The sequence below is a fragment of the Pseudomonas sp. GW456-E7 genome, from assembly GCF_059424105.1.
Map to the genome: position 1 here is coordinate 82,582 of NZ_JBWKZB010000017.1, position 8,559 is coordinate 91,140.

Below are 8,559 nucleotides of genomic sequence, written 5' to 3' on the forward strand. Positions count from 1 at the left end.
CCGGCAAAGGTCATTTCAGGGTAATGGTGGTGTTCACCGCGCCGCCGGTGTCGTCCTCGTCGAACCAGCGCTGGGTGATCGTCTTGGTCTGGGTGTAGAAGGTCACCACTTGCTTGCCGTAGGGGCCCAGGTCGCCCAGCTTGGAGGCGCGCGAACCGGAGAAGGAGAACAGCGGGACCGGTACCGGGATTGGCACGTTGATGCCGACCTGGCCGACGTCGATCTCTTCCTGGAAGTGCCGCGCGGCAGCGCCGGAGCGGGTGAACAGGGCAGTGCCGTTGCCGTTCGGGTTGGCGTTGATGATCTCGATCGCCTCCTCCAGATTGGCGGCGTGCATGACGCACAGCACCGGGCCGAAGATCTCTTCGCGGTACACGGACATCTGCGCGGTGACGCCGGAGAAAATGGTCGGGCCGACGAAGTTGCCATCCTGGTAGCCCGGCACGCTCGGGTTGCGCCCATCCAGTTCGAGGCGGGCGCCTTCTTCGATGCCACTGGCGATCAAACCGTTGACGCGCTCCAGGGCGGCGCAGGAAATCACCGGGCCGATGTCGGTGCCCGGCTCGGTGCCGCCATTGATCTTGAGGGTCTTGGTTCGTTCGATCAGGTCCGGCAGCCAGGTCTGCGCTTCACCCACCAGGATCACCACTGGCAGGGCCATGCAGCGCTGGCCGGCAGCGCCGAAGGAGGCGCCCAGCAGGTTGTTCAGGGTCTGTTGTTTGTTGGCATCAGGCAGGACGATGGCATGGTTTTTCGCGCCCATCATGCACTGCGCGCGCTTGCCGTTCTGGGTGGCGCGGTTGTAGACGTGGGTGCCGACTTTGGTCGAGCCGACGAAGGACACGGCCTTGATGTCCGGGTGGTCGCAGATCAGGTTGACCGCGTCGACGCCACCGTGGATGACGTTGAGCACGCCCTTGGGTACCCCGGCTTCCAGCGCCAGTTCCACCAGGCGCATGGTCACCAGCGGATCCTGCTCGGATGGCTTGAGGACGAAGGTGTTGCCGGTGGCAATGGCCATCGGGAACATCCACAGCGGGATCATCGCCGGGAAGTTGAACGGGGTGATGCCGGCGCACACGCCCAGCGGCTGCAGCAGGGTGTAGGTGTCAACACCGTTGGCCACGTTGTTGGCCAGTTCGCCCATCTGCAAATTGCCGATGCTGGCGGCGTGCTCGACCACTTCCAGGCCGCGGAACACGTCACCTTCGGCATCCGGCAGGGTCTTGCCTTGCTCGGCGGTGAGCAGGGCGGCCAGTTCCTTGATGTTCTCGCGGATCAACTGCTGGTACTTGAGGAAGACACGGGAACGGACACCGATCGGGGTCTTGCGCCAGGTCTTGAAGGCTTGTTTGGCGCTGGCAACGGCGGCGTCCATTTCCTCGGCGGTGGCGAAGGGCACTCGGGCCAGGACTTCCTGGGTGGCCGGGTTGATCACGTCGCGCCACTGGGTGCTGCGCGATTCGACGAACTCGCCGTTGATGAGAAGCTTGACGTTGGGAACGATGGAAGAGGTCATTTACGGGTCCTGCCTGCTTTCGTTGGGTCGAATGAGTCCCCTCAGCGTGGTTGGCCGAGCGGTCGGGTTTGAATTCGGGGGGAGGGGCCGGCATGCCGGCCCCAGGGGTCAGCCTTTGAGTTGCGGGAAGTCTTCTTCGAAGTATTCCTGCGGGCCACGTGCGTCGCCCTGGCGACGTAGCACTTCCATTTGCCGCAGTTCTACCCGGCGGATTTTTCCGGAGATGGTCTTGGGCAGCTCGCTGACAAATTCGATGCGCCGTACCCGCTTGTAGGGCGCCAGGTGCTCGCGGGCGAACGCGAGGATGCTGCCGGCCAGTTCGTGACTGCCCTGTGCGTCATGGGCCAGGATCAGATAGGCCTTGGGCACTGCCAGGCGCACGGGGTCGGGGCTTGGCACCACGGCCACTTCCATCACCGCCGGGTGCTCGATCAGTGCGCTTTCCAGCTCGAAGGGGCTGATGCGGTAGTCGGAGGCCTTGAATACATCATCGGCACGGCCGACGAAGGTGATGTAGCCCTCTTCGTCGATCTGTGCGGTGTCGCCAGTGCGGTAGTAGCCGTCGCGCATCACTTCGGCAGTCTTTTCCGGGCTGTCCTCGTAGCACAGCATCAGGCCAAGGGGGCGTACGTCCAGCGGCAGGGCCACTTCGCCTTCGTTACCCGGCACGCCATCAGGATCGAGCATGGTCACCCGGTAGCCCGGCAACGGACGGCCCATGGAGCCCGGCTTGAGCCGCTGGCCAGGCGTGTTGCCGACCAGTGCGGTGGTTTCCGACTGACCGAAGCCGTCGCGCAGCAACAGGCCCCAGGCATGCAGGATCTGCTCGATGATCTCCGGGTTGAGCGGCTCACCGGCGCCCACCAGTTCTCGCAGGCGCAGGCGAGTCTTGTAACTGGCCAGGTCTTCCTGGATCAGCATGCGCCACACGGTAGGCGGTGCGCACAGGCTGGTGACGCCGTAGCGCTCGAGCACGCCGAGCAGGGCTGGCGCGCTGAAGCGTGCGGTGTTGTGGATAAAGATGCAGGCACCGGCATTCCAGGGTGCGAAGAGGCAGCTCCAGGCGTGCTTGGCCCAGCCCGGGGACGAAATGTTCAGGTGCAGGTCGCCCGGCTGCAGGCCAATCCAGTACATGGTCGAGAGGTGGCCGACCGGGTAACTCTGGTGACTGTGCAACACCATCTTCGGCTTGGAGGTGGTGCCGGAGGTGAAGTACAGCAGCATCGGGTCGGTGGCCAGCGTGCGACCCTCTGTTTCGAACTGCTCGGAATGCTCGCTGGCGGCGCTGTGCGGGGTCCAGCCGGCGGGGGACGGACCGACGCAGATGCGGCTGCAGTCTTCACCCAGCCCGTCGAACTTGTCGACATGGGCGCTACCGACCACCAGGTGGCGAACATGGCCACGCTCGATGCGGTCGCGCAGGTCTTCGGGGGTCAGCAGAGCGGTAGCGGGAATGACCACGGCGCCGAGTTTGAAGGCGGCCAGCATGGTTTCCCACAGGGCGACATCGTTACCGAGCATCAGCAGGATGCGTTCGCCACGGCGCACGCCAAGGGCGCGCAGGTGATTGGCCACCTGGTTGGAGCGCGCTGCCAGTTGCTGGAAGCTGTAGCGTTGTTCGCTGCCGTCCTCTTCGACGATCCACAGGGCGTTGGCCTGGTTGCCCTCGGCCATGGCATCGAAGTAATCCAGCGCCCAGTTGAATTCGTGCAGTTGCGGCCAGCGGAAGTCACGTACGGCGGTGGCGTAGTCGGTACGGTGGGCCAGCAGGAAATCACGAGCGGCCAGGAAGGGTTGGCAGTGGTTGTTCATTGGAGGCTCCCAAGACGCGCGCGGGTACCTGAAAGTGGGGAGACGACGGCAAGCAAAGATAGCTTCACGGTGGGTGCCCTATTTATTTTTATTGGGACTGACCGGGTTCATGGCCAGGTGGTTGAATCGAGTATAGGCAGGCATAAATCAAATAAGAATGCTCAAAAAATCCCGTATGTTGTGCAAAAAAGCATGGGCCTGCTGCATCGTTGAATCGACAGAAGTGCACAAGGCGTGCGCTGTCCGCACCGTCAAGCGATGCAGGCAGCGCACGCCTTGTGCGGGGACTTACCAGAGCGCCAGGCTATAGCTGAGGATCAGGCGGTTTTCGTTGAGGTCGTTACCGAAGTGGGCGGTGCGCACCGTAGCGTTGCGCCACTTGAGACCGAGGTTTTTCAGCGGGCCGCTCTGGAGCACGTACCCTATGTCGGTGTCGCGCTCCCATTCGTGGCCGTCGGGCTTGCCGGCGCCCAGGTCGATGCTGTCGCCGGATAAGTAGCGGGTCATGAAGGTCAGGCCGGGAACGCCGAGGGCCGCGAAGTTGTAGTCGTAGCGCGCCTGCCAGGAACGCTCGTCCTTGTTGGCGAAATCGTTGATTTGCACAAAATTCACCAGGAAGGCGTCGGTGCCATTGACGTAGGCAAAGCCGGTGTCGCCGCTCATGCGTTGGTAACCGAGACCGAAGGCATGGCCGCCGAGGGCATAGGTGAACATGGCGCCGAAGGCATTGTTGTCGATGTTGCTGTTGCCATCGTCGGTGGAGCGGGCGTAGCGCAGGTCGCTCTTGAGCGTCTGGCCTGCGCCCAGCGGCAGCAGGTGGACCAGACTGAACTGGTGCTGGTGATAGAAGTCGTCCAGGCCGCCGTAGTTGTAGCCCGTGTTCAGCCGCTCGTTCCACTGGTAGGCCAGGCCGGCGAAATTGAAGGCGTCGCTGCGGGCCTGGCCACCGACAATGCCCTTGGCGCCGGTGGTGGTGATCGTCATTTTCTCGTAGTCCGAGGAGTCGCGCTGGTTGACCCGATCCAGGCGCCCCGCATCGACGCTCAGGCCTTTGATCTCCTGAACATTCAATTGGCCACCGCGGAATGTTTGCGGCAACAGGCGCGAATCATTGGCCAGCAGCACCGGTAACTTCGGGGCCAGGGTGCCAAGCTTGAGCACGCTGTTGGACGCTTTGAACTTGGCCGTCAGGCCCAGTTCGCCATACTCGTCCTTGGCGCGCTTGGGCGGCTCGTTATCGCGCTTGAGCAGGCCGGAGCCGGAGCGATCAGGACTGGAATCGAGCTTGACGCCGAGCTGGCCGAGGGCATCGATACCGAAACCGACCGTGCCATCGGTATAACCGGATTCGTAGCGCAGCAGGAATCCCTGGGCCCATTCTTCTTGCTTGGACTGGGCGGCATTAGCCTGGCGGAAGTCGCGGTTGAAGTAGAAGTTGCGCATCTCCAGCCTGGCCGTGCTGTCTGCCAGGAAGTCGGCATGAGCCTGTGCAGCGAGGCCGCTTCCGGCCAGGAACAGAGTGAGGGTGGTGGGTTTCATTGGATGCCTTTTGTTTTTGTTGTCGACGAGCCGCTCCCGCGCCACTTGGAGTGGCGAGGGAAGGGCGCTATTGGGGGTGTCCTGCGCCGAGCGGCGCAGGACGGGTGTAAAAAAGCGCGAAGCAAAGGAGCGGACTCGCGCTCGGGGCGTCAGCCCCGGAAAAATCAGCGTCAGTGACTGCTGGCCATGGCCGCTCCAAGGCCGGTCTGGGCACGCACGAACTGGTCGGCATAGGCAGCGCGTTCGCGGTCGGCGCGTTCGCTGCGGTCAAGCCTGGAAGCGACCACTATGACGAGGAAGGCCAGTGGCATGGAGAACAGCGCCGGCTGGTCGTAAGGGAAGAGCGCCTGGGCATGCCCCAGTACGCCGACCCACACCGACGGCGAACCGATCACCAGGGCCAGGGCGCTGACCAGGCCGGTCAGGCCGCCGTAGAGGGCGCCACGTGTGGTCAGGCCGCCCCAGTACATGGCCATGATCAGTACCGGGAAATTCGCCGAGGCAGCGATGCCGAACGTCAGGCCGACCAGGAAAGCGATGTTCTGGCCCTCGAACAGAATGCCGAGGGCAATCGCCACGATGCCCAGGCAGACGGTGGCGATGCGTGATACGCGCATTTCCTGTTTCTCGTCGGCGCAGCCCTTCTTCAATACCGAAGCGTAAAGGTCATGGGAGATGGCCGAGGCACCGGCCAGGGCAAGGCCGGCCACCACCGCGAGAATGGTGGCGAACGCCACGGCCGAGAGGAAACCGAGAAACAGGTTGCCGCCCACCGCCTTCGCCAGGTGCATGGCCACCATGTTGCCGCCGCCGATCATGGCCCCGCCGAGCTTGCCGTCGACGTAGTACTGCGGATCCGTGCCGACGATGACGATGGCGGTATAGCCCAGGACGCAGACCACCAGGAAGAAGAAACCGATGAACACCGTGGCGAACAACACCGATTTACGTGCCTCCTTGGCATTGGGCACCGTGAAGAAGCGCATCAGGATGTGCGGCAGGCCGGCAATGCCGAAGACCAGGCCGAGGGATAGGGACACAGCGTTGATCGGGTCGGCCAGCAAGGTGCCCGGGCCCATGATCTGCACACCGCTGGCATGCACCGCCACCGCCTGGGCGGCCAGCGTCTCGAAGCTGAAGTCGAAGCGACTCAGGGCCATCAGCACCAGGGTGGTGCCACCCGCCAGCAGCAGGACCGCCTTGGTGATCTGGACCCATGTGGTGGCGAGCATGCCGCCGAAGATCACGTAGACCAGCATCAACAATCCGACCACCACCACCGCTGTGCGGTAGTCGAGACCGAACAACAGCTTGATCAGTTGGCCGGCACCGACCATCTGCACCACCAGATAGCAGCACACCACGGTCAGCGATCCGAGGGCGGCGAAACTGCGCACGCGGGTCTGATCGAGGCGGTAGGAGACGATGTCGGCGAAGGTGTAGCGCCCCAGGTTGCGCAAGCGCTCAGCCATCAGGAAGGTGACGATCGGCCAGCCGACAAAGAAGCCGATGATGTAGACGAAGCCGTCGTAGCCTTTGGCGAAGACCAGGCTCGACAGGCCCAGCAGTGTGGCGGCCGACATGTAGTCACCGGCGATTGCCAGGCCATTCTGAAAGCCGGTGATACCGCCACCGGCGCTGTAGAAATCGGCGGCGGAGCGAGTGCGCCGTGCCGCCCACCAGGTGATCAGCAGGGTGGCGAGGACGAATACGAAAAACATGCCGATGGCGTGCAGGTTGAGCGGTTGCTTCTGCGCAATGATGGGGTCGGCATGGGCCAGCACAGGGCTGAGGGCGAGAAGGGCGGACAGGCGTTTCATGCGCGGGACTCCTGGAGGATCTGCGAGCTGAGCACGTCGAAGCGGGTGTTGGCGCTGTGCACGTACCAGGCGGTGAGTAGCCAGGACAACAGGATGATCGTCACGCCGATTGGCATGCCGAGGCTGAGGTGGCTGCCGTCATACAGCGGCAGGTGCAGCCAGGCAGGAGCGAAAGCCACCACCATGATGAAGCTGTAGTAGATCGCCAGGACCGCGCCGCTCAGTGTCCAGGCCAGCAGTGCACGCTGACGCGCGAGGCGTTGGAACTTGGGGTTGGCCCTGACCCGTGCACAGGTCTGGGTGTGGTTCGGATGGTCAGTCGTCATGGTGCGGCTCCGCTTTTTCTAGTTGTTTTTGTTGTTCGGCCTTTTGAGGGGCGTACGGGTACCCGGGCAGCGACCCGATGCGGGACGCCGCCTGAATGCTGATGTGCTGGAGTTATTGCCGCCTGGATGATCTTGCGAAGGAGAGTGGGCGGGGCAGGAGGGCAGGCCTGATCGGCTGCGAGACGAGCAGAGGATCGGGCCAGCGGCGCACGAAAAGCGTGACCGCGATTGCGCTGTTGCGCAGCTGTTTGTGTCCGGCGTGCAGGCCGGCGTTTATCCATGCGCTCATGCTGTCAGCCCTCGTTATTTATTATTGGGGAGGGGACTTTCCTGGCCGGAAAACGACGCTGGCCAAGTTGGGTGAGATGCGAGTATATAAGGGCATATTTCCCATATGTATTGGCAGAAAAGCCCGATGGATATGCAAAAACGCACAACGCAGCCCCCACTGAACTGGGACGACTTGCGTTTCTTCCTCGAAGTTGCCCGTGCTCGAACCGCCAGCGGTGCGGCCCGTCGCCTGGGCGTGGACTACACCACGGTGTCGCGGCGCATCCGTGCCCTGGAGCAGTGCCTGGGCGCCCTGCTGTTTGAGAAATCGCGAACCTCAGGCTTCGTCCTGACCGTGGAAGGGCAGCGTCTGGTCAGCCACGCCGAAAGCCTGGAAAGTACGCTGCTGGTGGCTTGCGAGCAGGTTTTTGGCACCACCGGGGGGCTCGCCGGGCATCTGCGCATTGGTTGCACGGAAGCCTTTGGAACCTGTTTCATCACGGCACAGATGAGTCACTTCCTCGAGCACTACCCGAATATTTCGGCGGACATTTTGCCGGTCCCGCACTTCATCAACCTGTCACGGCGCGAGGCGGATATCGCCATCACCCTGGAGCGCCCCGAACGCGGTCCATACGTGTGCTCGCGACTGTGCGACTACCGCCTGCGCCTGTATGCGACGCCGGAGTACCTGGCCAATCATCCGGTGATCGGAAGTCGCGAAGACCTGTCCGGCCACCCGTTCGTGACCTACGTCGAAGACCTGGCCTTCAGCTTCAAGCTGCTCTACCTGAACGACCTGATGCCTGGCGCCAACTGCCGCCTGCGCAGCACTAGTGTGGTCGCCCATTACCATGCAGCCCTGGAAGGGCGGGCGCTGGCCATCCTGCCTTGCTTCCTCGCCGGCCCCGATCCCCGTCTGTGCGAAGTGCTGCCGGGTGAAGTGGAAGTCACGCGACAGTTCTGGATGTACTACAGCGAGGACCTGCGCAAGCTCAAGCGGGTCACCCTGGTAGCCGACTATCTGCGCGCTTGTGCGGAACTGAATCGTCCGTTGTTGATGGGGGAGTCCCATACGATGCACTACTTGCCGTCGCCCTGAGGGAATGGGAGGTGTAGCTTTGCAGGAGCTGTCGCAGGCTGCGATCTTGCTTCTGAAAGTCAAAAGATCGCAGCCTCGTTGCACTCGACAGCTCCTACAGGAGCATGGCGTCTGCAGCGCTTTTTGTAGGAGCTGCCGCAGGCTGCGATCCTTTGATCCTGCTTTTGAAAA

6 protein-coding genes are annotated in these 8,559 nt (G+C 62.9%); 1 reads left to right on the forward strand and 5 read right to left on the reverse strand.

The window, feature by feature from the left end:
- Positions 1 to 10: 10 nt before the first annotated feature.
- The 5 genes from AC07YV_RS13440 to AC07YV_RS13460 form a co-directional block, all read right to left on the reverse strand.
- Positions 11 to 1,519, reverse strand: coding sequence for a CoA-acylating methylmalonate-semialdehyde dehydrogenase (locus AC07YV_RS13440; RefSeq protein ID WP_102702523.1), 1,509 nt, complete (start codon positions 1,517 to 1,519; stop codon positions 11 to 13).
- Positions 1,520 to 1,627: 108 nt separating this feature from the next.
- Positions 1,628 to 3,331 (reverse strand): AMP-binding protein, encoded by a 1,704-nt coding sequence (locus AC07YV_RS13445; RefSeq protein ID WP_102702522.1) that lies wholly within the window; start codon positions 3,329 to 3,331, stop codon positions 1,628 to 1,630.
- Positions 3,332 to 3,619: 288 nt separating this feature from the next.
- Complete coding sequence (locus tag AC07YV_RS13450) at positions 3,620 to 4,870, reverse strand: OprD family porin (protein ID WP_102702521.1); 1,251 nt, start codon at positions 4,868 to 4,870, stop codon at positions 3,620 to 3,622.
- 170 nt (positions 4,871 to 5,040) lie between these two features.
- Positions 5,041 to 6,690: a cation acetate symporter gene (locus tag AC07YV_RS13455; RefSeq protein ID WP_102702520.1), complete on the reverse strand. Its 1,650-nt coding sequence runs from the start codon at positions 6,688 to 6,690 to the stop codon at positions 5,041 to 5,043.
- Positions 6,687 to 7,016: a DUF485 domain-containing protein gene (locus AC07YV_RS13460; RefSeq protein WP_095966912.1), complete on the reverse strand. Its 330-nt coding sequence runs from the start codon at positions 7,014 to 7,016 to the stop codon at positions 6,687 to 6,689. The genes AC07YV_RS13455 and AC07YV_RS13460 overlap by 4 nt, the downstream gene beginning before the upstream one ends.
- 394 nt (positions 7,017 to 7,410) lie before the next feature.
- On the opposite strand from AC07YV_RS13460, the gene AC07YV_RS13465 reads away from it, so the two are divergent.
- Positions 7,411 to 8,388: a LysR family transcriptional regulator gene (locus AC07YV_RS13465; protein WP_102702519.1), complete on the forward strand. Its 978-nt coding sequence runs from the start codon at positions 7,411 to 7,413 to the stop codon at positions 8,386 to 8,388.
- The last annotated feature ends 171 nt before the right edge of the window (positions 8,389 to 8,559 follow it).